The sequence below is a fragment of the Pseudarthrobacter sulfonivorans genome (assembly GCF_031454915.1).
Taxonomy (GTDB): Bacteria; Actinomycetota; Actinomycetes; order Actinomycetales; family Micrococcaceae; genus Arthrobacter; species Arthrobacter sulfonivorans_C.
On the sequence record NZ_JAVDRS010000011.1, the window covers coordinates 1 to 22,307 of the forward strand.

Below are 22,307 nucleotides of genomic sequence, written 5' to 3' on the forward strand. Positions count from 1 at the left end.
GTGTGGGAGAGTAGGTCACCGCCGGAACATCATTAAGGTCGAGACCCCCCAACACACACGTGTTGGGGGGTCTCCCACTTTAACCACCCAACCCCATGCTGTGAGATCCTCACTGAAGACCTGCATCAAGTGCGAGAGCCCTGGAAACAGGCCGCGTAGAGTTGACGTCCATGGAGAACCTTTTCAGTCACTCGGAAGATGCCTTGTCGGGCCACACTGTGCCCGCAGAGAGCCTTGAGCCCGTCGTCTACACGGTGACGGTGCCGGGGCCGGTAGCGCAGGCCTTTGCCGGCTTCACGGATCACACCCATTTGTGGTGGCCGATGGAATCCAACAGCGTTTTTGGTACGGGCTCCTACGTCGAATTCGAGGACATCCTCGTTCTGGAAACCGCTGATGATGGCAGGACTGCCGTGTGGGGCAGCCTCGATGACTGGCAGCCGCCCCTGTCCTTCCACGCTTCCTGGTACCCGGGAACCACCGCCCTGTGGTCCACCGAGCTGCGGGTAGCGTTCAGGGCCGTACCGGAGGGGACTGAGGTTCGGTTGGTCCATGACGGCTGGGAAGGCGCCGAGGATCCGGCGGCTACCAGGGCAGCCTCCGCCGAGAGTTGGCCAGCCGTTCTGGACCGTTTCGTGCGCTTTATGGGCGGGACGGGTTCGGAGCCGAGGTAGCCCGCAAGCTTAGACCGGCGGGACCGCTGTGCTGGACCTGACCAGGAACTCGGTGGGGTACTCCCTGTCCGTGGCCTCCGGTGCCGGCGGCGCGCCCTTGGTACGTCGCTTCGCGCCGGCGTCGAGCGTTTCCAGCAGCAGCCGAGCGGCCAATGCTCCTTGCCCACGGGGATCCTGGTTGATGGTGGTCAGGCCAACCACCTCGCCAAGCTCGTGCCCGTCCATGCCGATAACGGAGAGATCCTGCGGCACACGCAGTCCGAAGTCGCGTGCGGCCAGGATTGTGCCGATGGCCATTTCGTCCGAGGCAGCAAAAACTGCGGTAGGCCGTTCAGTTGCCGTGGCCAAGAGCGTGCGGGCACTGGCGTAAGCGCCCTGGATGGTGAAGTCCGCGGAGACCGTCCACTCCGGGCGGACACGATGGCCAGCGGCCGCCATGGCCGCTTCGAAGCCGGCCCTGCGGATTCCCGGTAGCTTGAAGTCCCGGTTCAGCTCACCGTCCCCCGTGATGTGGGCGATGCGCGTATGGCCCAGCCCGATGAGGTGCTCGGTTGCTGTCCGCGCGAGGCGCGCGTCATCAATCCGGATTGTCGAGGCACCGGCCAGCGCACCGCCGATCCCCACGATGGGGCGGTGGATGGCCAGGAGTTGCTGGATTTCGGCCTCGCTGAGGACCAGGGCCACGGCGATCACGGCGTCCAGCCGCTTTCGGAGCAGGAAATCGTTCAGGACGATTTGGCGGCGTTCCGGCTCGTCGCCCACGTTATAGAGGGTGAGGTCATAGCCGGCGTCGAGCAACGCGCCGGACACTCCCTCCACTACTGATGAGAAGTACCAGCGGTGGACGGAGGGGACCACAAGCCCCACATTGTGGTTGCGGCCCGAAGCGAGGCTTGAGGCATGATACGAGGGGACGAAGCCGAGCTCGGCGGCGGCAGCCTTGGCCAGTTGCCGGCTCTTGGGTGACACGTTCGCCTTACCGCTGAGCGCCCGCGATACCGTGGCAATGGATAACCCGGCGCGGTCGGCAACGTCCTTGATGCCTGCGAGTCCCACTATTCTGTGCCGCCTCCGTCAATCCGCAGCCATGCGGTTGCTCCCGAGGCCAGGAAGTGGCCCGCATCCGGCCCTGCGCTTCGCAGGAGGACGTGGCCGGCGGGCAGTTCCAAGGGCTCGTGGTTGAGGTTCATGATCACCAGCGTAGCGCCGTTGACGTAGGCCAGGGACGACCCGCTGCACCAGTCCTCCGCCCAGGCCAGGGATCCGCGGCCGAGTCCCAGTTCGCGGCGCAGGGCAAGCATGTTCCGGTAGAGGCTAAGGTGCGACGACGGCGATGCGGCCTGGGCGTCCCGTGCCAGTTCAGTGAAGCTCGCCGGGAGGGGGAGCCAGGGATCGTCGCCGTCGCCAAAGCCCAGGTGCCGTTCAGCGGACCGCCACGGCAGTGGGACGCGGCAACCGTCGCGGCCCAGCCGTTCGCCGCCGGTGCGCGCGAACGTGGGGTCCTGCCGCGCGTGTTCCGGAATATCGATGCCGTCGGGGAGGCCCAGCTCCTCACCCTGGTACAGGTAGGCCGCGCCGGGGAGTCCGAGCATAAACATCGAGGCGGCCGCTGCGCGCCGGCGGCCGAGGCCAGTGTCCGGCTGGTGATCGGCCGGACCGATGCCGTCACCGTCGCGGGGGCCGGACCCGTTGTAGCCAAAGCGGCTGGCGTGCCGGACCACATCGTGGTTGGACAGCACCCAGGTGCTGGGTGCGCCGACGCCGTTCAGGACTGTCAGGGAGTCAGTGATGACGCCCCGGAGCCGGTACACATCCAGTCCGGCGTGCAGGTACGGAAAGTTGAAGGCCTGGTGCATTTCGTCGGGCCGGACCCAATGTGCAAGACGGTGGAGGTCCACGCCTGCCTCTGCGCACAGGATCCTGTCAGGCCCGTACTCGTCGAGGATCCTTCGCCAGGCCCGGTAGATGTCGTGCACGGCCGGCTGGCCGAACATCGGCGCCTCGTGGCCGGGGAAGCCGTCCGAGTTACCGCCGTCGGGGCGTCCGCCCCAGGCAGGGAGTCCGGGAGCCTTAACCAATGCATGCGCAACGTCCACCCGGAACCCGGAGACGCCGCGGTCCAGCCAGAACCGGAGCACCCGCTCAAACTCGGCGTGGACCGCGGGGTTGTCCCAGTTGAAGTCCGGCTGCGAGGAATCAAACAGGTGGAGGTACCACTGTTCCGGGCTGCCGTCGGGCCCCATGATCCGGGTCCAGGCCGGGCCGCCGAAGTGGGACTGCCAGTTGTTGGGCGGTTCGTTGCCGTCGTGCCCCGCGCCGTCCCGGAAGATGAACATGTCGCGCTCCGGGCTGCCTGCAGGGGCCGCGAGGGCGGCCTGGAAGGCCACATGCTGGTCCGAACAGTGGTTTGGCACAAGGTCCACGATGACGCGCAGGTCCAGGCGGTTGGCCTCGGCCATCATGATGTCGAAGTCCATCAGCGTGCCAAAGATAGGGTCGACGTCGCAGTAATCGCTGACGTCGTATCCGGCGTCGCGTTGCGGTGACTTGTAGAAGGGGGACAGCCAGACGGCGTCCACGTCCAACTCGGCAAGCTGCGGCAGCTCGGCCGTGATTCCGGCCAGATCGCCAATGCCGTCGCCGTTGAGGTCGCGGAAGGACCGCGGGTACACCTGGTAGATGACGGCCGAGCGCCACCAGCCGGGGGCGCTGCTGGCCTCGTGGATCAGGGACAGCGGGCTCGTCAGGGACGCTGTGGCGGAGATCACTGTATCTACAGACATGGGAGACATGCTAAGCGCGCGGACGCCAGAAAATGAAAACGCTTCCATGCAGCGTGTCACCAACCACCCGGACTTGCAGCACGGCTAGCGGCCTGACCTGTGGAAACGTTTGCAGCGACGGCCAAGTCACACTACTGGGCAGTAGCGTAACGATTGCCGGTTCTACACTGGTAACGACAATCGCGACGACGGAACTGGAGGCTGCGTGGGCAGCTTGGTTGAAGAACTGGTGGGCGTCCTCGGAGCCGCCCAGGTCAGTGCAGACGAAACTGTGCTGGCCAGCTATGCCGTGGACCAGGCCCCCGTGCTGGACTTCCAGCTGCCCGAAGCCGTAGTTTTCGCCGGCTCGGTGGCGGATGTCCAGGCCGTGGTCAGGCTGTGCGGCGCGCACAAGGTTTCCGTGGTGGCCCGAGGGGCCGGCACTGGTGTTTCCGGGGGCGCGCACGCGAGCCGGAACAGCGTTGTCCTGTCACTGGAACGGATGAACCGCATCCTGGACCTGAACCCCGAGGACGAGACCGCCGTCGTCGAACCCGGCGTCATCAACGCCGCCCTCAACGAAGCCGCCGCTCCCCATGGCCTCATGTACGCGCCGGATCCGGCGAGCTTCCGCACGTCGACCATTGGTGGAAACGTTGCCACCAACGCTGGGGGACTGCGCTGCGCAAAGTATGGCGTGACCAGGGACTCGGTCCTGGCGCTGGACGTGGTGATGGCCGACGGGTCCCTGATCCACACCGGCCACCAGACGTTCAAGGGGGTTGCCGGCTATGACCTGACGGGCCTGTTTGTCGGCTCGGAGGGGACGCTGGGGATCGTGGTGGGGGCAACCGTGCGGCTCAAGTACCTGCCCCGCGAAGTGCACACCATTGCCGCGTTTTACCCCGACTTCAGGCAGGCCGCCGCGGGGGTCCTGGCGGTGGGCCGGGCCCGGGTGCAGCCAGCCATTATGGAACTGCTCGACGGCGGCACCCTCGCCCAATTGGACGAAATCCACGGCTCGGACCTGAGCGTACGCGGACGGTCGCTGCTCCTGATCCAGACTGATGGGTTCGGCGCTGCGGCGGAGGCCGACGTCGTCCGTTCCGTCCTGGCCGCCGGCGGCGCACGGGTGAGTACGGAAGCCACTGCGGAAGCCGAGCAGCTTGTGGAGCTCCGCCGGAACAGCCGGGGTGCGGAAGTGGATGACCAGTACCGCGTGGGCGAGGACGTGGCGGTGCCGCGTTCACGCCTGGTGGACTATGTCGCGGTGCTCGAGGATCTCGCGGCAGAACATCACGTGAACCTCAAAGTGGTGGCGCACGCCGGCGACGGCAACCTGCACCCGACATTCTGGGTAGACCGAAAGGACAGCGCCGTTGACACCGACGCCATGGAGCGGCTGAACCTCGCCCTGGATGCCTCGGTCACGGCCGCACTGGCGATGGGCGGCACCATCACCGGGGAGCATGGCATCGGGCAGTACAAACTGCGCTGGCTGGGCCTGGAGCAGCCGGAGCCGGTCCGGCAGCTCCAGCGCAGGATCAAGGACCTCTTCGACCCCGCCGGCATTCTGAACCCGGGCAAGGCCATCTGAGGCCGGGCACACGTGTGTTAACACAACTGTGCTGTGACCGAGGCCGAGCCCTTAGTCGTCGACGTCCGGGTACTCGTCGATGGATTCGTCGGCACCGTAGCGGGATTCCTCGGTTTCGGCTTCGAGGATCTTGAGCATGCCGGTGTCCGGGTTGAGCATGATGGCGGCCTCGTCGCGGCGGTGGCGCAGGACGGAATCGATGTAGGACTGCACAGCCTCGGCGAGCGGGATGTGGCGGGCCTGATCCTCGGACATGTACCAGCGGTGCTCGAGGACTTCGTGGACTGCCTCCGCCGGTTCCAGCTTGCGGGACAGGTCGCGGGGGATGGAGCGCACAATCGGTTCGAAGACCTGGCTGACCCACAAGTGGGCGCTGTATTCCTCGTCCATCCCCGGGTTGTTGTCCGCCCGGAAGGTGTCCATGTCATTGAGCAGGCGCCTGGCCTGGTTCTCCTGGGCGTCGAGGCCGGTCAGGCGCAGCAGCCGCCGCATGTGGTGGCCCGCGTCCACCACCTTGGGCTGGAGCTGGATGGTGGAACCGTTCTGGGTGGTCTTGATGGCGTATTCCTCGACGTCGAAGCCGAGTTCGTTGAGCCGCCGGATGCGGGCGGCCACGCGCCACCGTTCGCCGAGTTCGAAGGATTCCTTCTCTGTCAGCTCCGCCCAGAGCCGGCGGTAGCTTTCCATGATGAGTTCGCTGGTGGCCACGGGGTCCACCTTCTCTTCGATCAGGCCGCCGTCCAGGAGGTCCATCAGCTCGCCGGCGATGTTGACCCGGGCAATCTCAAGGTCGTACTCGCGCTGGCCGGTGGAAAGATCGGGGTAGAGCTCGCCGGTTTCGGCATCAACCAGGTAGGCGGCGAATGCGCCGGCGTCGCGGCGGAACAGCGTGTTGGACAGCGAGACGTCACCCCAGTAGAAGCCGATGAGGTGCAGCCGGACCATCAGCAGCGCCTGGGCGTCGATGAGGCGGGTCAGGGTGTCCTTGCGCAGCATCTGCGAGAACAGGGCGCGGTACGGCATCGAAAACTTCAGGTGACGCGTGACCAGGACGGGGTTCAGCGGGCGCCCGTCCAAGGTGGTGCGGCCGGTGATGACCGCCACCGGGACAACACAGGGGACGTCCAGGCGGGCCAGCTTGCGGAGCATGTGGTATTCGTGGCGGGCTACGTGTTCGGACGTTTCCTTGATGGCGATGACGGAGCCGCCCAGGTGCGCGAAACGCACGATATGCCGGGAGATACCGCGGGGCAGCGCTGCCAGGTTCTCTGCCGGCCAGTCTTCCAGTGCGATGTGCCACGGCAGGTCCAGGAGCTCCGGATCCGCGGACGCAGCGGTGATGTTAAGCGAGCTGGAGATGGCAACGTTCTTGTCATCCTTCGCGCTCGCGGCCTCGAACCGCGGCAGTTTGCCTACCTGCGCATAGTCCGTGGGCTCGTCGTGCCACTGGGCATTGTATTCATCGCTCATGGGTCAATTCTTCCGTACTTCAGGGGGCCAGGGGCAAAGTGCCCACAACGAACGACGGCGGCCCTCCCGCTTCGGGGAGGGCCGCCGTCGTTATTGGTTTGGTTGTGCCCATGGTTTCACCAGGCTCAACCACCGGGACCGGAGGGACTAGTCGCCCAGGCGCAGCCCGGTCTTGGTGTCGAACAGGTGCACGTGGCCCGACTGCGGACGGACGTAGATGGACTCGCCCTTCAGCGGGGGACGGCGGCCGTCGACGCGTGCCACGATGTCGTGGTCCTTGCCGTCCAGCGTGGTGTGGCCGTAGACGTAGGCGTCGGCACCGAGCTCTTCAACAACGTCAACTTCAACCTTGAGTCCTTCGCCCTGCGGCGCGGTCTCGAGGTCTTCCGGACGGCTGCCCAGGGTGACGGTGCTGCCGTGTGCTTCTTCGAGGACGTTGCGCGGCACGGGGTAGACCGTTCCGCCGAACTGGACACCGCCGTCGACGACGGGAAGCTCCAGCAGGTTCATGGCGGGGGAGCCGATGAAGCCGGCAACGAAGACGTTCTTGGGCTTGTCGTAGAGGTTGCGCGGGGTGTCAACCTGCATCAGCAGGCCGTCCTTGAGGACCGCAACGCGGTCGCCCATGGTCATGGCCTCGACCTGGTCGTGGGTGACGTAAACGGTGGTGACGCCCAGGCGGCGGGTCAGGGACGCGATCTGCGTACGCGTCTGCACACGGAGCTTGGCGTCAAGGTTGGAGAGGGGCTCGTCCATGAGGAACACCTGCGGGTTACGCACGATGGCGCGGCCCATGGCAACACGCTGGCGCTGACCGCCGGAGAGTGCCTTCGGCTTGCGGTCCAGGTACGGCTCGAGGTCGAGAAGCTTGGCGGCTTCACGGACGCGCTCGGCACGCTCCTCTTTGGAAACGCCGGCGATCTTCAACGCGAAGCCCATGTTGTCCGCAACAGTCATGTGCGGGTAGAGCGCGTAGTTCTGGAAAACCATTGCGATGTCGCGGTCCTTCGGCGGAACGTCGGTGACATCGCGGTCGCCAATCAGGATCCGGCCGGCGTTTACATCCTCAAGACCTGCGAGCATGCGCAGGGAGGTGGACTTACCGCAACCGGAGGGTCCAACGAGGACCAGGAATTCGCCATCGGCGATTTCAATGTTGAGCTTGTCAACAGCGGGCTTCTCTGTGCCCGGGTACAGACGCGTAGCGTTATCAAAAGTAACTGTAGCCACAGTTATCAATCCCTTCACCGGCAGGTACGTGCCGGACGATCCGTAGTGAATGGTTCATGTAATTCAGTTATCCACGGCATTGCAGCCGTGTACTCCCCGGCCGAGGCCGAGGAGTATCGCGTGACGCCGCACGGTTCTGTGCGTCACATCACAACCAAGAGTATGTCAGACCAGTTGCTTATTGTTGCAAATGTTACGGAGGTCACATGTGAGGTTGGACATGCTTGCCCGCATCACGGGGTGCCGGGCTCTTCCTCAGCCACCACGAGGCTCCGCTCCTGCAGCAGCGCCTCCAGCAACTCCGCCACGTGGGCCGGCGCCTCAACCCGGAACTCGGCCTGGGTGAAGTCCAGGCCCACCTTCACGCCCACGTCGCCGGATTCCAGGCGCGCCAGGGCGTCCTCGTCCGTGACGTCGTCACCTGCGAAAAGGACGGCGGTTGCCCCCGTGATCTGGCGCAGGAACGTCAGTCCCTCTCCCTTGGAGGCGTTGACCACCGAAGTCTCCAGGACCCGCTTGCCGTTCTTCAGGAAGACACCTTTGCGGTCCTGAAGCACTGAACGGGCCGCGGCCACTGCATCCTCGGCAACATCATCCTCAGCCAAACGGGTGTGCAGGACCACTCCGGCGGGCTTGTCTTCGAGGAGCGTGCCGGGCGCCTGCTCGACAATTTCCTCGAGGACGCCACGGACTTCGGCGAGCAGCAGGCGCTGGTTCTCATCCAGGGTCAGTTCCGCAGAGCCGGGGCCAAGCCAGGCTTCGGCCCCGTGGCTGCCAATCAGCAGCGTGTCCACCGGCGGCGACGCCACAGCACGCAGGCTGGCGAGGGCGCGGCCGGAGAGGAGTGCCGTCGTCGTCCTCGGAAGGGCGGCCAGCCCGGCAAGAGCGGCGGCCGAGCGCGGAAGGGGCCGCGCGTCGTCGGCCCGGTCGACAATCGGGGAGATGGTGCCGTCGAAGTCCAGGGCCACCAGCAGGTGTTCCGTCTGGGCAATGCGGCGCGTGGCCTCCCGGAGTTCCGGAGACAGGGTGAGCGGGCCTTTGGCGGGGCGGGCGTCAGGAGTCATCGCGGACAACTTTCTCGTTCAGGGCCGCCAGGAAGTCAGCTGACCAATGGTCGACGTCGTGCTCCAGGATCTGTTTGCGCATCGACCGCATCCGCCGTGCGGCGTCCTTGGGGGACATGTTGACGGCGTGCATGATGGTGTCTTTGAGGCCGTCGATATCGTGCGGGTTCATCAGCAGCGCCTGCTTGAGCTGGTCCGCGGCGCCGGCAAACTCGCTGAGGACCAGGGCGCCGTCGTTGTCCTTGCGGGCCGTGACGTACTCCTTGGCCACAAGGTTCATGCCGTCCCGCAAGGCCGTGACCAGCATGACGTCGGCGGCGAGGTACAGCGCCACCATTTCCTCCACCGGATAACTGTGGTGGAGGTAGCGGACGGCAGTGTTCTGGATGGTGTCGTACGTGCCGTTGATGTGGCCGACAGTACCCTCAATCTCCTCGCGCAGGAGCCGGTACTGTTCCACCCGTTCGCGGCTGGGGCTGGCCACCTGGATGAGGGTGGCATCCGTGACGGCGAGCTTGCCTTCGTTCAGGAGCTCCTCGAAGGCCTTGAGCCGGTGGCGGATGCCCTTGGTGTAATCCAGCCGGTCAACGCCCAGCAGGATGGTCTTGGGGTTGCCGAGGTCCTGGCGGATCTGGCGCGCACGCTCGATGATCTCCGGTTTGTGGGCCAGTTCGCTGATCTGTGCCACGTCGATGGAGATGGGGAACGCCTGGGCCCTGGCGATGTGCGTGATTTCGCCGTCGTGGCCTTTTACGTGCACCTGCTGCTGCTTGACGCTGGCGCCGAGGAACCGCCGGGCGGAGCGCATGAAGTTGCCGGCATCGCTGGGGCGCTGGAAACCCACCAGGTCGGCGCCCATCAGGCCGTCGATGATGGCCTTCCGCCACGGCAGCTGGGCGAAGATTTCCGGCGGGGGGAAGGGGATGTGGTTGAAGAACCCGATTCTCAGGTCCGGCCGGGCCTCCCGCAGCAGCCGCGGTACGAGCTGCAGCTGGTAGTCCTGGACCCATACTGTGGCGCCCTTGTCGGCAGAACGTACGACGGCGTCGGCGAACCTTTGGTTGACCTTCCGGTAAGCATCCCACCAGGTCCGGTGGAACTCCGGCGGGGCGATGACGTCGTGATACAGCGGCCACAGCGTGGCGTTGGAGAAGCCCTCGTAGTAGAGCTCAACATCGTCGTTGCTCAGCTGCACCGGGACCAGGTCCATGCCGCCGTGGCTGAAGGGCTCCACTGTCTCATCGGGAGCGCCGTGCCAGCCCACCCACGCGCCGTCTGTCTTGGTCATCATGGGTGCCAGTGCGGTCACCAGGCCGCCGGGGGAGCGGCGCCAGCCGGAGCCGTCATCGCCGCTTTCACCTGGCGCGCAGCGGTCAACAGGCAGCCTGTTGGACACCACCATAAAGTCGTACTTGGCGGCCTTACCGTGGCCGCCCCCGGACGGGCCCGGTTCGTGTACGGCGGTGGGTTTTTCTTGGACAGGTGTTTGCATTGCGGCCCCCTGGGGTTGCTTGTGCCTTTAAGCCACCTTAATAGGATGGAATCTTGGGGGCCATTCGTCCGTTGGTTATGAGGGCGGAATACTTGAAAGAGCAAGCTCTCAGGTTTCTCCCCTAAAATGGTGGAGTTGCCACTGAGTGGTCCCCCTATGTCGATCGACCCAAGGAACACATGAGCCCCGCAAATGATGCACGTAAGTCCAAAGCTGAGCGAACCTCGGAGGCGCGCGAGAAGGCTCGCCTGATCCGCGAAGCCCAGCTGAAGAAGGACAAGCGCAATAAGCTGCTGATCGGCTGGGGCATTGTGGTGGCTGTTGTGGCCATCCTTGCGGTAGTGGCCCTTGTGGTGACCACAACCATGCAGCAGAACGCTCCCGTTGCTGACAGCGGGCCCACTCCGGCCAACGGCAACGTCCACGGCGGCATTACGCTGCTTGCCAACACCGAGGTGGCCAAGCTGGACCCGGCTACCGTTGATGCCGCTTCCGTGGGAGAGCCGCCGCAGACAGCCCCGGCCGAAATCGTTGCCCCCGGCGCTGAGGCTGAAGCCGGAAAGCCCGTCAAGGTGGTCCTCTACATTGACTTCATCTGCCCGGTCTGCAAAAACTTCGAAGCACAGTACAACGAGCAGCTGACCACCTTGCGCAACGAGGGCAAGATCTCCGTGGAATACCGGGCCCTCGGCTTCCTGGACAACCGGTCCTCGACCAACTACTCCTCGCGGGCAGCCAACGCCGCAGCCTGTGTAGTGAACGAGTCCCCGGAAAAGTACGCGGAATTCGTTGACTCGCTGTTCGCGAACCAGCCGGCCGAAGGCGGCGCGGGCATCTCCGACAACGACTTGAAGAAGATGGCCACGGACATCGGCGCCAAGCCCATTGACAAGTGCGTCGACGAGAAGACCTACCGCCCGTTCGTGAAGTTCACTACCAAGCAGGCCGCCGCCATCGGCGTCACCGGCACGCCCACCGTGTTCGTTGACGGCCAGCAGTGGGGCAAGGGCGCCAGCGCGCAGACGCCGTTCCCTGAATTCCTGCAGGCTGCGATCACCGCCAAGGGCTGATCTGGTTGAGCCTCTGCTGACATAGCAGAGATGGCCCGGTTCCGGCTTCCCCGGGGCCGGGCCATTTTTGTATTCTCCTGCGGGCTCGGGTCTGCCCCATTTTTACCAGCGGGCGGACTTGGGCTAACCTTATCTAGCGCCGTTCAGGCGCACGCCCTTGTTTGGGCGCGCCTCCTTAGCTCAGTTGGCCAGAGCACCGCTCTTGTAAAGCGGGGGTCGTCGGTTCGAATCCGACAGGAGGCTCCGATACGGGGCCTGGCGCCTGGAATCCAGCCCGCAACTACTGCGCATCATCTCCTTCCCAACGATGTATTGACTCGAGCTGGGGAGAAGCGTTGACAGGGCCGGCGGGGCGGCCTAGATTGACTCTTTGACTGTGGGGTGCGGCGCTTAGCGCCGCTGGTATCGGTCTCGTCGCCGCAAAGGCACCCAACTTCACTGCCCGTGCAGATTTTTCGGCGAGAACCTTGATGGCTTCGGCCGCCCTCAGGAGCACCACGATGATCACTTTGAGGCGTTTCTTCCGCGCGCCGTTGTCCCCCGCGTTTGCTTGGTTCAGCAGATCCATAAAGCTCAGCAGTTCCATGGGGCGCTCGCGCATGACAGTACTGGTGGTTGTGCTTATGACGGCCAGCCTCTCGGGCCTAGGCTCCGCTGCGCAGGCGGCACCCGGCCACAACGGGCCGCCTTACGCAGCAGGCGAACCCGGCAGCGGTGACGAGTACTTTCCCTACGCCGGCAATGGCGGCTACGACGTACTCCATTACGACCTCGACCTCCGCTACGCGCCGCCGTCGGACCCCGCTGTTCTTCAAGGCAACCTCAGCGGCGTAGCCACCGTCACCCTTCGTGCCACGGAGGAGCTGGGAACGCTCAACTTCGACCTGCGCGGCCTGGAAGTGACGGCGGTCAGCGTCGATGGAACCGGCGCCAAGGAAGCGAAATCTCACGACGGCGGCGCCTCCGAATGGTGGCAGGTGCAGGAGGACGCGAACCGCGTCTGGGAGCTCACCATCGGCCTGCGGCCGGAACTGGAAGCCGGGCAGGTTGCCACGATCGTCGTCGAGTATGGGGGTGTCACTGGTCGTCCGACGGATACCACCGGGGCGCTCTATGGGTGGGTCACCACGGCGGACGGTGCGCTGGTCGTCAACGAGCCCGACGGGGCTTCCACCTGGTACCCCGTGAATGACGATCCCGAGGATAAGGCGACCTATACGTTTGCCATCGCGGTGCCCGAGGGCAAAACGGCCGTAGCCAACGGACTGCCTGTCGGCCGGCCGCGCACTAAGGCAGGGTGGACGACGTGGACGTGGGAGGCCGCGGACCCCATGGCCAGCTACCTGTCAACGGCGAGCGTTGGCGACTTCGTCCTGTCGTACGACACCGGGCCCCGGCGGCTGCCCATCATCAACGCTATCGACGCTGACGTGGCCGGCCAGGCGCTGGTGGACACGAATGCTGCACTCGCCCTGCAGCCGGACATGATCTCGTTCCTGGAGAAACTGTTTGGAAGGTACCCGTTTGAGGCATTCGGTGCGATTGTCGACGACGACTCGGTCGATTACGCCCTGGAAGCGCAGACGCGGCCGGTCTACTCAGGAGTCGCCGACGGAGCCACGGTGGTGCACGAACTGGCACACCAGTGGTTCGGCAACGCCGTCAGCCCGGCAGACTGGCAGCACATCTGGCTCAACGAGGGCTGGGCCACCTACGTGGAGTGGCTGTGGGCAGAACACCGACGAACATCAACGGTGGCGAGGCAATTCGCCAACACCGTCGAATCCCTGGACTCCAACAAACGCTGGGGGCTGGACATTACTGACCCTGGCCGGGACAACTTATTCGTGGCTCAGATCTACCAGCGTGGAGCGGCAGCCCTGCACGCACTGCGTGTCAAGGTCGGCGACGAGGCATTCTTCGAGGGCGCAGGGCTGTGGCTGACCCGCTACGACGACTCGTCGGCCACCACCGGGGACTTCCAGGCCGTGATGGAAGAAGCCTCGGGCGAAGAGTTGGACAATTTCTTCAACACCTGGCTGCGGGCGCCAGTCCGGCCGGTGGAGATCCCGCAGCCCTGATCCAGGTCCCGAGTTCGCCCAACGTCTGAGCTGAAATCCGGTGTCCCCCTGGGTCGCCGGCGAGCATGGGCCCTGGCTGCAGACTCCGCGCTCAGGTACTCCCACGTCCGGGCGAGCAGTTCAGCCGGAATGACGCGGTGGCTCCCGCGCAGCGATGCGGATCGTCAAGCATAAGGTCCCATGCTGCCCGACTGTCACTCCGAATCGATCAGTTCCAGCAGCTTCTTGGCGGCGTCACGGATATCATCGTGGCCGTGCTGGGCCGCCCGGCTTTCCAGCGAGATCACGGCGCAGCGGTGGACCTTCTTGAAGTCGCCGAACGGAAAGCTGACGCTGCCCTTGGTGCCTTCGGACTGGTCGTCGTCCCGGCCCAGATGCCATTCGGCGAACGCAGCGAAGCCGTGCTTATCGATATACACATTCTCGTCGTCGGCAGAGGGAGCGTGTTCGCTCCAGTCATCGCGGACATCGCGTTCAACTTTTCCGCGCTCGATGAGCTTGCGCGCGTGGGTCAATGCTTTGCGGTTGAGCTTGGCGGCCATGATGCCTCCTACGTGTACAACATGGAATGCTGGCTATTGCAGCCTAACCCCGCGCAGGTCCGAAGAATCTGGCCGGTTTCACAGGCTATTGCTTAACTACCCGCCCTATGACCTAAACTGCTTCACTGAGGCGCCTGAAATGGTGCCGCGCAGCAACGAAAGTGAACCCCGTTATGGCTACCGATTACGACGCTCCACGCAAGACGGATGACGAGTCTTCCGCCGAGTCGCTGGAGGCTTTGCAGGCATCCCGCGGCGCGAATGCCCAGACTGCAGTCATCGACGTCGAGGAGAACGATACGGCTGAGGGCATTGACCTGCCCGGCGCCGATCTCTCCGGCGAAGAGCTGACCGTTGTTGTTGTTCCTGAGCAGTCCGATGAGTTCACGTGCTCATCATGCTTCCTGGTCCGCCACCGCTCCCAGGTTGCTCGCGAAAAGAACGGCTTGAAGTACTGCATCGAGTGCGAAGGCTGAAAGTCTCCACGCTCCGCAACGTGAAATTGCCCCGTCAGGCCCCCGGGCCGTACGGGGCATTTGCGTTTTTCGCCGATGCCCGCGCGGAGCGCCCGGCGACGCCACGCCGGCGTCGTTATCACGCATAACGGTGGGGTGCAGAAATGGTGTTAATAGCGTTTCTTTTGTCCGCAAATACGCCGCCGAATGACTTCCGCGTGACCGGGGAAAGCCGCTTTTAACGGTTCCGCGCCGAAGCGGCCACAACCCTACTTAAGGGCCTGTGGGGCTCCTACGCTTGAGCTACCTAATCACTCGAAGGGTGGCCCACAATGAAAAAGATCTACACGTGGCTGACAGTCATTCTGATGGCTGTTGGATTGGGTTTCCTGGCTCCGGGGCCCGCCTCGGCAACCACATCGTATTGCGGACTCGCCTGGGGGTCGCTGGCTGAAACAAACCGGACGATGAGCGCCGCATCCGTCACCAATGTTCGGACGGGGCGGCACTACTGCTTCGACCGGATGGTGGTTGATCTCAACGGCCCTGTGAAGGGCTACACCGCCCGGTACGTCGGCAACGTAACCCAGGACGGTTCTGGATTCAAGGTTCCTCTGCGGGGGAAGGCGTTCCTTCAGGTAACTGTGACCGCGCCTTCCTACAACAGCGAGACTGGCAAGGCCACGTACAGCCCGGCGAACAAGGCCGAACTGTCCAACGTTGCTGCTTACCAGACTTTCCGGCAGGTAGCGTCCGCAGGCAGCTTTGAAGGCTACACAACTATCGGACTCGGTGTCCGTGCACGGCTCCCGTTCCGGGTACTTACCCTGGATGGCCCGGGCTCAGGATCGCGGCTGATAGTGGACGTAGCGCACTTCTGGTGACCGCCGGTCGGCTGTTGATCCGACGTTGAGATAAGTCAATAACCCAAGGGACGGTGTCCTGCTCGGGAAGACTCCGGGCAGGGCACCGCTCTGTGCGCTCGCAGCCGGGCGGTGTTGGCGGGCCGCAGCGGCTGGGGTCATCATCACGACGGCGGCGCTATGCCCGGCGGTTGCCCCGGCGCAGCGCCGCCCGCAGTTCCTTCCACGCTCCGGTGGACCATAGCGCCCACACGACCAGCACTGGCTGGAAGTACAACCGCACGAGGCGCGCGCGGTCTGTGTTTAAGCCGAACCCGTCCGTCCGGGTCACGTACTGCGAGATGTTGCCGGGGAAAATCAGGACGAAAAACCCCGCAGCAAACAGTCCCACCGGGACGCGGCGCTCACGCAGAACGATCAGTGCAGCGCCGAGGCTGATTTCAACCACGCCGGAGGCCAGCACAACGGTGTCCTTATCCAGCGGAAACCATGGCGGGACCTGCGCCTGAAATTCCTGCCGCGCAACGGTGAGATGGCTGATCCCTGCGAAGAGGAGCGAACAGCCCAGGGCAACGGCTCCGATCAGCCGCGGCACCGAGACTTTCCCTGCGGGAGGTGAGGATCCGGGCCAGTGCTGTTCGGGAACCAGTCTTGGAGGAAACGTAGCATGCATTCCCGCTTGGTCTACCCGCCGGTAACTTCCTGCCCATGATCGACGGCACGGCTTTGCTGCGTACCTTCCCTCGGCATTGTCGGGCGGTTTAGTAAGCTTACTGAGAAATCTCGTCCGTCCGCGCGGCACGGCCCCGGCCGGACTGATAGCGTCGGGATTACTGGACCAATCGAGGAGGATTCATGAAAGCTTCACCGACCCTGACCAACAACCTGCAGGCCGTTCTTGCGGACCTGATAGAGCTGCACATCCAGGGCAAGCAGGCCCACTGGAACATTGTGGGAACCAACTTCCGGGACTTGCACCTGCAGCTGGATGAAATCGTCGACGCCGCGCGGCAATTCGCCGATGACACGGCCGAGCGGATGCGGGCCCTTCATGCCCTGCCGGACGGCCGCAGCGCCACCGTGGCCAAGTCCACGTCGCTGGCGCAGTTCCCGGAGGGCCTAATCAACACCAAGGACGCCATCGAACGGATCGTCGCAGCCCTTGAGGCTGCGGTGGGGACCATGCGCAAGGTCCATGACGAGGTGGATGAAGAGGATCCCACCACCGCGGACCTGCTGCACGAATTCATCGCCAAGCTGGAGCAGTACGCCTGGATGGTGAACGCCGAGACCATGAAGGCGTCCGCCAGCGTCACAGCGCCCGACGCCAAGTAGCAGTCTGGCGCGCCTTGGCGCGCGAAAGGCCCCGGTGCCGGAATTTCCGGTACCGGGGCCTTCTTCGTGCGCGTTCCTGTCAGCAGGGCCGCTGCGTCTAGTCCGCCGTCGGAATTTTGCGGAGTACGACGGCGGTGAGGGCCGCCGCGCCAGCCATCAGTACCAGCGCAATTGCGGCAGTAATGTGGACGCCCGAATCAAACGCGACGCGCGCCGCTCCGCGCAGGGCGTCGCCGAGCGGGGCAGGCAGGCTGGCTGCGAGCTCCATTGCCCCCGCGAGGGTTTCGCCGGCCTGGTGTACAGCCCCTTCGGGCGAGGATTCCTCCAGCTCGGCCGGAAAGCGGAGATTGTGCTGGTAGGACGCCGTAAGAATGGAGCCCAGGACAGCGGTCCCCAGCAGGGAACCCACCTCGTAGCCTGTTTCCGAGATGGCAGCGGCCGCACCTGACTTTTCCGCTGGGACTGCGCTAAGGATGAGATCGTTGGAGATCGTTTCCGCCGCGCCCACGCCCAGGGCAAGAATCAGCAGTGCAGCCAGCAGGAGAACCGGCCCGGAGGCGTGGTCACCGAAGACGACGATCCCGTAGCCGGTGGCGCTGAGAGCAAGGCCTCCGGCCACCACAAAGCCCGGCCGCACCTTCCGGACCAGCGGCACCACCGCCAGGCCGGCCACCACTGTGGCCACCAGGGCCGGGATCATGGCCACGCCGGCGGCCGACGGTGTCATCCCGTCAAGGAGCTGCAGGTGCTGGGCGAGGAAGAGTATGAAGCCGTTGAAGGAGAACAGTGCCAGCACGTTTGCCGTGATGGCGGTACTGAAGACCCGGTTGCCGAACAGCGACATGTCCAGCAGCGGGCTGGCCAGCCGCTGCTGACGGCGGACGAAGACGAATCCCATGGCGAGGCCAAAGGCAATCAGGGCGGCCGGGACGGCCCCCAAGCCTTCGGTGGCCAGCTCCTTGATGCCATACACAACGGGCACCATCACCATCAGGGACAGGGCGATACTCGGCACGTCCAGCCGTCCCGGGCGAGGGTCCTTCGACTCAGGGATGAAGACGGGACCGAAGGCCAGGAGCGGGAGCATGATGGGCACAGCGACCAGCAGGATGGCACCCCACCAGAAATGCTCCACGAGCCAGCCGCCAAAGATGGGTCCCAGTGCGGCGCCGCCGGAGAAACCGGCCGCCCAGATGGCCACGGCCAGCCGGCGCCGGTTTGGATCGGGAAAGATGTTGCGGATCAGGGACAGAGTGGAAGGCATCAGCATGGCGCCGAAAAATCCCAGCGCGGCCCGCCCTGCGATGAGCCACTCAGCGCTGGGGGCAAAGGCCGTGGCTGCTGACACAGCGGCGAAGCCAACGCTGCCGATCAGCAGCAGGCGGCGGCGCCCGATCCGGTCACCCAGGCTGCCCATGGCAACCAGCAGGCCGGCAAGCACCAGGGGATAGGCGTCCACGATCCACAGCAACTGGACGCCGGTTGTCTCCAGGCTGCTCGCGATCGCCGGGAGCGCGAAGGTCAAGGCTGTGTTGTCCACGGCCACCAGGAGCACGGGGAACATCAGCAGGACCAGCGCAAGCCAGTCACGCCACGGTGCCCTGGTGGATCCCGAGGGCAGGGTGGCTGTGGGTGTGCTGCGCGTGTTCTGGGTGGAGGTCGAAGACAACGTCATCTAATAACTGTACCGTCTAGACGGTACAGTTAAGAAACCGGGTGTCGACCATGCATGATGGAAACCATGCCCAGAAAACCCGTAGCCCGCGATGCCGTACTCGACGCCTTCGAAGAACTCCTGATCGGCGTGGGGGAACGGGCAGCCACCCTGGATGCCGTGGCGAAGCGGGCCGGGGTGTCCAAGGGTGGCCTGCTGTACCACTTCCCCAACAAAGAGGCGCTGATCGCAGCCATGCTGGAGCGTCTGGATTCGCTGGCAGGGGAGGACATTGCCCTCATGGCGGCAGCACCGGAAGGCGCGGCCACCTATTTCATCCGGACATCGCTCTGGTCCGGTTCGCCCATGGACCGTTCCTTCCTGGCCGCGAGCCGGTTGGCAGAAGTGGCCCATGTGGAGGCCCGCCGCCGGTTCGCCGCCATCCAGCAGCAGTGGCTGGACCTGATCGCCGCCGATGTTGGCAGCGGTATGGCCAAGGCCGTGCTGTACATGGGGGACGGACTGTATTTGAACGCCATGTGGGAAGGCGGTCCGGCCTCAAGCGCCGATGGCCGGCAGGGTGACGTGGAGGTGCTCCTGGCTGCGGTGGAACGGCTGCGCGGCTGATTCTGCGCCATCATTGGGCCCTGCCGGGGCGCGGCCCGTATGTCCGGTGGTGAGCCTGAGCCCCACGCCGGAATGATGGCGCAGAATCCGACGGCCACATTTGCCCGGAGCCCCGGCGCGTAGGAGAATTGGACCTCGTGGCGGCCAGCTGTGGCCGCCACAACAACCAACTGAATATGCCTTTGATCTGCGGCGGGAGAGTTCTGTTAGTAGGTACAACAGGCGCCGTAGGAGCAAATCCTCCCCAGGAATCTCTCAGGCCCATGTACCGCCGCGGCCAGGCAACTCTGGAAAGCGGCACGCCGTCCACCTGAGACAGTCCCGGATATCTCCGGGCTGCCAGGACCGCTGTGCTCACCGACGGTGCAAGCGCCACCCCGCGAGAGCAGGCGGCGCGGAAACTCTCAGGGTCCCAGACAGAGCGGGGAGGAACCGAATCGATGTGGCGTGCCCTGCCCAGCCTTAGTTATGGAGTTCCCTGTGAGTGTTAAGTCCGCCTCCGCCACCTTTGTTGACCGCCACATCGGTGCGCGCCGCCAGGCGCACATCGACACCATGCTCAAAACTGTCGGTTACGACACCGTGGACGCCCTGGTGGATACCGCTGTCCCTGCTTCCATCCGTCAGGAAGCCGGCCTGACCTTACAGGACGCCCTGAGTGAGGTTGAGGTCCTGGCTGAGCTGCGGAAGCTTGCGGGGAAGAACAAGACGGCTGTGCAGATGATCGGTCAGGGTTATTACGACACCGTGACGCCCGCTGTGATCCGCCGGAATATCCTTGAGGCGCCGGCCTGGTACACCGCGTACACCCCGTACCAGCCCGAGATTTCCCAGGGCCGGCTTGAGGCGCTGCTGAACTTCCAGACCATGGTCCAGGACCTGGTGGGCCTGCCGATTGCCAATGCCTCGCTGCTGGATGAAGCCACGGCCGTGGCCGAGGCTGTCCTGATGATGCGCCGGGCGAACAAGAACAAAGAGGCCCGCGACGGCAAGACGGTCCTGGACGCTGACGTGATGCCGCAGACCATCGCGGTGGTGAAGGGCCGGGCCGAGGCCCTGGGCTTTGAGGTGGAGGTCGCGGACCTGTCCAAGGGTCTGCCGGATGGTGTCATTAACGGCATCGTCCTGCAGCAGCCGGGCGTGTCCGGCCGGGTGTTCAACCACGCCGGCGTGATCGCCGCCGCGAAGGAGCGCGGTGCGCTCGTGACCGTCGCGGCGGACCTGCTGGCGCTGACGCTGATCACCCCTCCGGGTGAGCAGGGCGCGGATATCGCGGTCGGTTCCACCCAGCGTTTCGGGGTGCCGTTGTTCTTCGGCGGCCCGCACGCGGCGTACATGGCGGTGGCCAAGGGCCTGGAGCGGTCGATGCCCGGCCGCCTGGTGGGTGTGTCCAAGGACGACGCCGGTGTCCCCGCGTACCGTCTGGCCCTGCAGACCCGTGAGCAGCACATCCGCCGTGAGAAGGCGACCTCGAACATCTGCACCGCGCAGGCCCTGCTCGCGATCGTGTCCTCGTTCTACGCCGTCTACCACGGCCCGGACGGGCTGAAGGCCATCGCCGAGCGCGTCCACCACCACGCCCGCACCCTGGCGGCGTCCCTTGGTGCTGCTGACTTGGAGGTCCTGCACGGCAGCTTCTTCGACACCATCACCGTCCGCGTACCCGGCAAGGCTGCTGAGATCGTGGCTGCGGCCGAAGCCAAGGGCATCAACCTTCGCGTCATCGACGCCGACGAGGTGGGCATCTCCGCGGATGAAACCACAACGCCGGAAACCGTCGCCGTCGTCGCCGGTGTCTTTGGTGCCCAAATTGTCGGCGCCGAGGATTCCGCCCAGACGGGCTTCTCCTTTGAGTCCTCCGTGGAGCGCACCTCGGAGTTTATGCAGCACCCGGTGTTCAACACGCACCGTTCGGAGACCCAGCTGCTGCGGTACATCCGCAAGCTGTCCGACCGGGACCTGGCGCTGGACCGGACCATGATCCCGCTGGGTTCGTGCACGATGAAGCTGAACGCGACCGCGGAGATGGAGGCGATTTCGTGGCCGGAGTTCGCCTCGATCCACCCGTTCGCCCCGGAGTCCCAGACGGTGGGCTGGCGTGAACTGATCAGCGGCCTCGAGAAAGACCTGGCCGAGATCACCGGCTATGACCAGGTCTCGCTGCAGCCGAACGCCGGGTCCCAGGGTGAGCTCGCGGGCCTGCTCGCGATCCGCGGCTACCACCTGGCCAACGGCGATGCACAGCGCAACGTCTGCCTGATCCCGGCCTCGGCGCACGGCACCAACGCCGCGTCCGCGGTCCTGGCCGGCATGAAGGTCGTTGTCGTGGCCACCGCCGCCGACGGCACGATTGACCACACTGATTTGTACGCGAAGATCGAGGCGAACAGGGACTCCCTGTCCGCGATCATGATCACCTACCCCTCCACCCACGGGGTGTATGACGCGGACGTGACCGAGATCTGCGACGCTGTTCACGCTGCGGGCGGGCAGGTGTATGTGGACGGGGCGAACCTGAACGCCCTGGTTGGTTTGGCGCAGCCGGGCAAGTTCGGCGGGGACGTCTCGCACCTGAACCTGCACAAGACCTTCTGCATCCCGCACGGCGGCGGCGGCCCCGGGGTGGGCCCGGTCGCGGCGAAGGCGCACCTGGCACCGTTTATGCCCGGGGACGCGAACAAGGCAGCCCACGAAGACGGGCACGGCGTGGCGATCTCGGCGTCGAACTTCGGTTCCGCCGGGGTCCTCCCGATCTCCTGGGCGTATGTGAAGCTGATGGGCGCCGAGGGCCTGACCGAGGCCACGAAGTCGGCCCTGCTCGCGGCGAACTATGTCGCGGCCCGCCTGAATGAGTACTTCCCGGTCCTCTACACCGGTGAGGGCGGTTTGGTGGCGCACGAGTGCATCCTGGACCTGCGCGCGCTGACCGCCAAGACCGGGGTGACGGCCGAGGATGTGGCCAAGCGGCTGATCGATTACGGCTTCCACGCCCCCACCCTGGCGTTCCCGGTAGCGGGCACCCTGATGGTGGAGCCCACCGAGTCCGAGGACCTGGCCGAGATCGACCGGTTCATCGACGCGATGATCACCATCCGCCAGGAAATCGACCAGGTCGCCAACGGCGACTTCAGCGTGGAGAACTCCCCGCTGCGCAACGCACCGCACACCGCGGCCGCCGTCGTATCTTCCGACTGGAAACGAGAGTACCCGCGTGAGCAGGCCGTCTTCCCGGTCCACCATCTCAAGCAGGACAAGTACTTCCCCCCGGTCGGCCGGATCGACGGCGCCGGCGGAGACCGCAACCTCATCTGCTCCTGCCCGCCGCTCACCGAATTCGAAAAATAAGAACCCCGTCGGCGGACTGATGTGAGCTGGGAAACGGCGGGCGGAG

The 22,307-nt window shown here is 65.0% G+C and carries 19 protein-coding genes, 1 tRNA gene and 1 riboswitch; of the genes, 10 read left to right on the forward strand and 10 right to left on the reverse strand.

What is annotated here, in order from left to right:
- The first annotated feature begins 170 nt into the window (after window positions 1–170).
- Window positions 171–674, forward strand: a complete 504-nt coding sequence (locus tag J2808_RS19905; RefSeq protein WP_309820113.1) for an SRPBCC family protein — start codon at window positions 171–173, stop codon at window positions 672–674.
- A gap of 9 nt (window positions 675–683) precedes the next feature.
- Here J2808_RS19905 and J2808_RS19910 read toward each other — a convergent pair whose 3' ends face one another.
- Together J2808_RS19910 and J2808_RS19915 are read right to left on the reverse strand one after the other, a co-directional pair.
- Complete coding sequence (locus tag J2808_RS19910) at window positions 684–1,730, reverse strand: LacI family DNA-binding transcriptional regulator (protein ID WP_309820115.1); 1,047 nt, start codon at window positions 1,728–1,730, stop codon at window positions 684–686.
- On the reverse strand, window positions 1,730–3,457 hold the full coding sequence (locus tag J2808_RS19915) for a glycoside hydrolase family 13 protein (protein WP_309820116.1): 1,728 nt from the start codon (window positions 3,455–3,457) through the stop codon (window positions 1,730–1,732). The genes J2808_RS19910 and J2808_RS19915 overlap by 1 nt, the downstream gene beginning before the upstream one ends.
- A 205-nt stretch (window positions 3,458–3,662) precedes the next feature.
- Here J2808_RS19915 and J2808_RS19920 point away from each other — a divergent pair, with 205 nt between their 5' ends.
- Window positions 3,663–5,033 carry an FAD-binding oxidoreductase gene (locus J2808_RS19920; RefSeq protein WP_309820118.1) on the forward strand — a complete coding sequence of 457 codons (1,371 nt, stop codon included), beginning with the start codon at window positions 3,663–3,665 and terminating at the stop codon, window positions 5,031–5,033.
- 51 nt (window positions 5,034–5,084) lie between these two features.
- Here the strand turns inward: J2808_RS19920 and J2808_RS19925 are convergent, their stop codons facing one another.
- From J2808_RS19925 to J2808_RS19940, 4 genes are all read right to left on the reverse strand, one after another.
- Window positions 5,085–6,503 carry a DUF4032 domain-containing protein gene (locus J2808_RS19925; RefSeq protein ID WP_309820120.1) on the reverse strand — a complete coding sequence of 473 codons (1,419 nt, stop codon included), beginning with the start codon at window positions 6,501–6,503 and terminating at the stop codon, window positions 5,085–5,087.
- A 147-nt stretch (window positions 6,504–6,650) separates the two neighbouring features.
- Window positions 6,651–7,733, reverse strand: a complete 1,083-nt coding sequence (locus J2808_RS19930; protein WP_190989866.1) for an ABC transporter ATP-binding protein — start codon at window positions 7,731–7,733, stop codon at window positions 6,651–6,653.
- Between the two features lie 233 nt (window positions 7,734–7,966).
- Window positions 7,967–8,797, reverse strand: coding sequence for a trehalose-phosphatase (gene otsB, locus J2808_RS19935; RefSeq protein WP_309820125.1), 831 nt, complete (start codon window positions 8,795–8,797; stop codon window positions 7,967–7,969).
- Entirely contained in the window at window positions 8,787–10,289 is a 1,503-nt protein-coding gene (locus J2808_RS19940; RefSeq protein ID WP_309820126.1) for an alpha,alpha-trehalose-phosphate synthase (UDP-forming), read from the reverse strand. Before J2808_RS19940 ends, otsB begins: the two co-directional genes overlap by 11 nt.
- A 179-nt stretch (window positions 10,290–10,468) precedes the next feature.
- Here J2808_RS19940 and J2808_RS19945 point away from each other — a divergent pair, with 179 nt between their 5' ends.
- Entirely contained in the window at window positions 10,469–11,359 is an 891-nt protein-coding gene (locus J2808_RS19945) for a DsbA family protein (protein WP_309820127.1), read from the forward strand.
- 169 nt (window positions 11,360–11,528) lie between these two features.
- Window positions 11,529–11,602, forward strand: a tRNA-Thr gene (locus J2808_RS19950).
- A 37-nt stretch (window positions 11,603–11,639) separates the two neighbouring features.
- On the opposite strand, the gene J2808_RS19955 is transcribed toward J2808_RS19950, so the two are convergent.
- Window positions 11,640–11,945 (reverse strand): hypothetical protein, encoded by a 306-nt coding sequence (locus J2808_RS19955; protein ID WP_309820129.1) that lies wholly within the window; start codon window positions 11,943–11,945, stop codon window positions 11,640–11,642.
- Window positions 11,946–11,958: 13 nt separating this feature from the next.
- Between J2808_RS19955 and J2808_RS19960 the strand changes: the two genes are divergently transcribed.
- Window positions 11,959–13,440, forward strand: a complete 1,482-nt coding sequence (locus tag J2808_RS19960; RefSeq protein ID WP_309820131.1) for a M1 family metallopeptidase — start codon at window positions 11,959–11,961, stop codon at window positions 13,438–13,440.
- Between the two features lie 194 nt (window positions 13,441–13,634).
- Here the strand turns inward: J2808_RS19960 and J2808_RS19965 are convergent, their stop codons facing one another.
- Window positions 13,635–13,982: a hypothetical protein gene (locus J2808_RS19965; protein ID WP_309820132.1), complete on the reverse strand. Its 348-nt coding sequence runs from the start codon at window positions 13,980–13,982 to the stop codon at window positions 13,635–13,637.
- Between the two features lie 173 nt (window positions 13,983–14,155).
- Between J2808_RS19965 and J2808_RS19970 the strand changes: the two genes are divergently transcribed.
- Window positions 14,156–14,458 (forward strand): DUF4193 domain-containing protein, encoded by a 303-nt coding sequence (locus J2808_RS19970; RefSeq protein ID WP_309820134.1) that lies wholly within the window; start codon window positions 14,156–14,158, stop codon window positions 14,456–14,458.
- A gap of 311 nt (window positions 14,459–14,769) precedes the next feature.
- Window positions 14,770–15,321: an AMIN-like domain-containing (lipo)protein gene (locus tag J2808_RS19975; RefSeq protein WP_309820136.1), complete on the forward strand. Its 552-nt coding sequence runs from the start codon at window positions 14,770–14,772 to the stop codon at window positions 15,319–15,321.
- Between the two features lie 157 nt (window positions 15,322–15,478).
- Here J2808_RS19975 and J2808_RS19980 read toward each other — a convergent pair whose 3' ends face one another.
- Window positions 15,479–15,973, reverse strand: coding sequence for a DoxX family protein (locus J2808_RS19980; RefSeq protein WP_309820138.1), 495 nt, complete (start codon window positions 15,971–15,973; stop codon window positions 15,479–15,481).
- Window positions 15,974–16,155: 182 nt separating this feature from the next.
- Here J2808_RS19980 and J2808_RS19985 point away from each other — a divergent pair, with 182 nt between their 5' ends.
- A complete protein-coding gene (locus J2808_RS19985; RefSeq protein WP_307485276.1) occupies window positions 16,156–16,635 on the forward strand; it encodes a Dps family protein in 480 nt (159 codons plus the stop codon).
- 97 nt (window positions 16,636–16,732) lie between these two features.
- Here the strand turns inward: J2808_RS19985 and J2808_RS19990 are convergent, their stop codons facing one another.
- A complete protein-coding gene (locus tag J2808_RS19990; RefSeq protein ID WP_309820143.1) occupies window positions 16,733–18,310 on the reverse strand; it encodes an MFS transporter in 1,578 nt (525 codons plus the stop codon).
- A gap of 66 nt (window positions 18,311–18,376) precedes the next feature.
- Between J2808_RS19990 and J2808_RS19995 the strand changes: the two genes are divergently transcribed.
- Together J2808_RS19995 and gcvP are read left to right on the forward strand one after the other, a co-directional pair.
- Complete coding sequence (locus tag J2808_RS19995) at window positions 18,377–18,916, forward strand: TetR/AcrR family transcriptional regulator (protein ID WP_309820147.1); 540 nt, start codon at window positions 18,377–18,379, stop codon at window positions 18,914–18,916.
- Window positions 18,917–19,099: 183 nt separating this feature from the next.
- Window positions 19,100–19,197: riboswitch (glycine riboswitch) on the forward strand.
- Between the two features lie 199 nt (window positions 19,198–19,396).
- Complete coding sequence (gene gcvP / locus J2808_RS20000) at window positions 19,397–22,261, forward strand: aminomethyl-transferring glycine dehydrogenase (protein ID WP_309820149.1); 2,865 nt, start codon at window positions 19,397–19,399, stop codon at window positions 22,259–22,261.
- The last annotated feature ends 46 nt before the right edge of the window (window positions 22,262–22,307 follow it).

Excerpts from the sequence above, each read along its gene's own strand:
- J2808_RS19905 (WP_309820113.1), top strand. The coding sequence starts at position 171 with ATGGAGAACCTTTTCAGTCACTCGGAAGATGCCTTGTCGGGCCACACT.
- J2808_RS19915 (WP_309820116.1), bottom strand. The coding sequence starts at position 3,457 with ATGTCTGTAGATACAGTGATCTCCGCCACAGCGTCCCTGACGAGCCCG.
- J2808_RS19925 (WP_309820120.1), bottom strand. The coding sequence starts at position 6,503 with ATGAGCGATGAATACAATGCCCAGTGGCACGACGAGCCCACGGACTAT.
- otsB (WP_309820125.1), bottom strand. The coding sequence starts at position 8,797 with ATGACTCCTGACGCCCGCCCCGCCAAAGGCCCGCTCACCCTGTCTCCG.
- J2808_RS19940 (WP_309820126.1), bottom strand. The coding sequence starts at position 10,289 with ATGCAAACACCTGTCCAAGAAAAACCCACCGCCGTACACGAACCGGGC.
- J2808_RS19945 (WP_309820127.1), top strand. The coding sequence starts at position 10,469 with ATGAGCCCCGCAAATGATGCACGTAAGTCCAAAGCTGAGCGAACCTCG.
- J2808_RS19955 (WP_309820129.1), bottom strand. The coding sequence starts at position 11,945 with ATGGAACTGCTGAGCTTTATGGATCTGCTGAACCAAGCAAACGCGGGG.
- J2808_RS19960 (WP_309820131.1), top strand. The coding sequence starts at position 11,959 with ATGACAGTACTGGTGGTTGTGCTTATGACGGCCAGCCTCTCGGGCCTA.
- J2808_RS19965 (WP_309820132.1), bottom strand. The coding sequence starts at position 13,982 with ATGGCCGCCAAGCTCAACCGCAAAGCATTGACCCACGCGCGCAAGCTC.
- J2808_RS19970 (WP_309820134.1), top strand. The coding sequence starts at position 14,156 with ATGGCTACCGATTACGACGCTCCACGCAAGACGGATGACGAGTCTTCC.
- J2808_RS19975 (WP_309820136.1), top strand. The coding sequence starts at position 14,770 with ATGAAAAAGATCTACACGTGGCTGACAGTCATTCTGATGGCTGTTGGA.
- J2808_RS19980 (WP_309820138.1), bottom strand. The coding sequence starts at position 15,973 with ATGCATGCTACGTTTCCTCCAAGACTGGTTCCCGAACAGCACTGGCCC.
- J2808_RS19985 (WP_307485276.1), top strand. The coding sequence starts at position 16,156 with ATGAAAGCTTCACCGACCCTGACCAACAACCTGCAGGCCGTTCTTGCG.
- J2808_RS19990 (WP_309820143.1), bottom strand. The coding sequence starts at position 18,310 with ATGACGTTGTCTTCGACCTCCACCCAGAACACGCGCAGCACACCCACA.
- J2808_RS19995 (WP_309820147.1), top strand. The coding sequence starts at position 18,377 with ATGCCCAGAAAACCCGTAGCCCGCGATGCCGTACTCGACGCCTTCGAA.